Here is a 1968-nt window from a genome sequence, read left to right on the forward strand (position 1 = left end):
TGGAGCGGTATGTCGAGGCGGGCCACCTGCCGATCGACAACAACCTGGCAGAGCGGGCCATAAAGCCGTTTGTGATCGGGCGCAAAGCTTGGCTGTTCAGTGACACGCCCACGGGAGCCACGGCTAGCGCGCAGATCTACAGCCTGGTCGAAACCGCCAAGGTCAACGGCCAAGAGCCCTATACGTGGCTGCGCCACGTCCTGGAGCGACTGCCGCACGCCTCATCGGTAGCAGACTACGAAGCGCTGCTGCCATGGAACTGTTCGCCAGAGATGCCACGGTAACCTTGGCTTCCACCTTCTGGTAGGTGGGGTTCATGGATCGGTTACCATCGAGCTGGGGGGCGCGACCGACTTCCATAACCTATGACGTGTATCGTCAAGGTGAGAAAATCCTTGAAGGTATTTTTGCGAATTAAAATGACTAAGGGAAAATGTAGTTATGAATCCTCCTAGTGAACTAGTAGCCTTCATGAGGGAAATGAACTGCTGGGAGACTGAGTTCTTTGACCAGCGTAAAAAAACATGGCTCATGGGATAGAAGATTCTCAGCTAAAAGAAAAGTATGCAAAACAACTTGAAGAGATACTTGATAAATATGTCGTTAAGGATAAGTCTAACTATGGGCGGCTTGTAGATCTTGGGTGCACTAAACCTGCCGCTTATGATCCTGCCACTGATGAGTTAGAGGTTTTGGATGGGGGTGGAAAAACGCTGACAATTCAAGTGCGGCAAACTAAAGGTGCTGAAACATGCTCCAAGATGTATTTAGTGTCTAAAGATGGTGTCTGGAGAATAAAGAAAAAAGAAGTTTTAAGTTTTGATGATAAATGGCGCCGCTCGCCACTGTAAAGTTTCGTGCTTTTGGTTTGGTAAGAAGGTTAATTGGTTTTTTGCTGCAAGCTTTTGTTTTTTAACAATTAATATTATGTAGTCGCTTGGAGCATCTTCTTGCAAATTCTTATTTTGTATGTGATCAGACTGCCGTAACTAATGCGCTGAACCAAACCACGTCGCTGGAGCGCAAACCCGACGGCGAAGTACTGCGCATCAACCACCCGGACGGCACTGCGGAAACCTTCACCTACAACACCCTTGGTCAGGTACTGAGCCACACCGACGGCAAAGGCCAGACCACCCGTTTGCAGCGCACCTCGCGCGGGCTGCCAAGCAGTCGCCAGGACGCCAAGGGTGAGTGGATCCGCTATGAGTACGACAAGGCCCTGCGCCTGACCGCACTGGTCAACGAGAACAGCGCGGTTTACCGCTTTGCCTATGACGCGTCGGACCGGCTAAGCGAGGAAGTGCGGGTGGATAACCTGCCCCGGCGTTTCAGCTACAACGTCGGTGGCCATCTCACACGACTGGATGAGATTGGCTATGGCGAAAATGCCGAGCGGCCCGAGCGCCATACGCTGTTCGAGCGTGATGCTATTGGCCGTTTGGTCGCCAAGATCAACCGTGATGCGAGCCAGACATTCGTATACGACGACGGTGACCGGTTGCTGAGCATCGAGCGGCAACCGAGCGGGATCGGCAAGCAGCTTGGGATCACGGAAGAAAAGCTGGAATACACCTACGATCTGCTCGGCCGGCTGAGCAAAGAAATCAGCCCTGACGGCACGCTCGGCTACGAGTACGACCCGCTCAGCAACCTGACCACGCTGACCCTGCCGGATGGGCGTAAGGTCAATCACCTGTATTACGGCAGTGGCCACCTGCACCAGCTGAACCTGGACGGCCAGGTCATCAGTGACATGGAGCGCGATGACCTGCATCGTGAGGTGTACCGCACCCAGGGCAAGCTCACCAGCTGCTTCGGTTATGACGCCATGGGGCGCAAGGCCTGGCAGTTTGCCTCGACCTTGCCGGCCGACAAGCTCTCGCAAGTGCATAACACCGGCATCAATACCTCGTTGCTGGTCGAGCACGCCTACAACCCGATCCACCGCCGTTATCAGTACGACCC

At 53.9% G+C, this 1968-nt stretch carries 2 protein-coding genes and 1 pseudogene; all 3 read left to right on the forward strand.

Annotated elements, in window-relative coordinates:
- The coding region (locus ACF8FB_RS26335) for a transposase domain-containing protein (RefSeq protein ID WP_392512507.1) at positions 1-284 on the forward strand (284 nt) is incomplete at its 5' end.
- Between the two features lie 240 nt (positions 285-524).
- Complete coding sequence (locus tag ACF8FB_RS26340; protein WP_245150105.1) at positions 525-851, forward strand: NTF2 fold immunity protein; 327 nt, start codon at positions 525-527, stop codon at positions 849-851.
- Positions 852-982: 131 nt separating this feature from the next.
- Positions 983-1968, forward strand: a pseudogene (locus ACF8FB_RS26345) (type IV secretion protein Rhs); the annotation flags it as partial.

It is taken from the genome of Pseudomonas sp. yb_2, assembly GCF_043103905.1.
In the GTDB taxonomy this organism is placed as follows: Bacteria; Pseudomonadota; Gammaproteobacteria; order Pseudomonadales; family Pseudomonadaceae; genus Aquipseudomonas; species Aquipseudomonas alloputida.

Excerpts from the sequence above, each read along its gene's own strand:
- ACF8FB_RS26340 (WP_245150105.1), top strand. The coding sequence starts at position 525 with ATGGCTCATGGGATAGAAGATTCTCAGCTAAAAGAAAAGTATGCAAAA.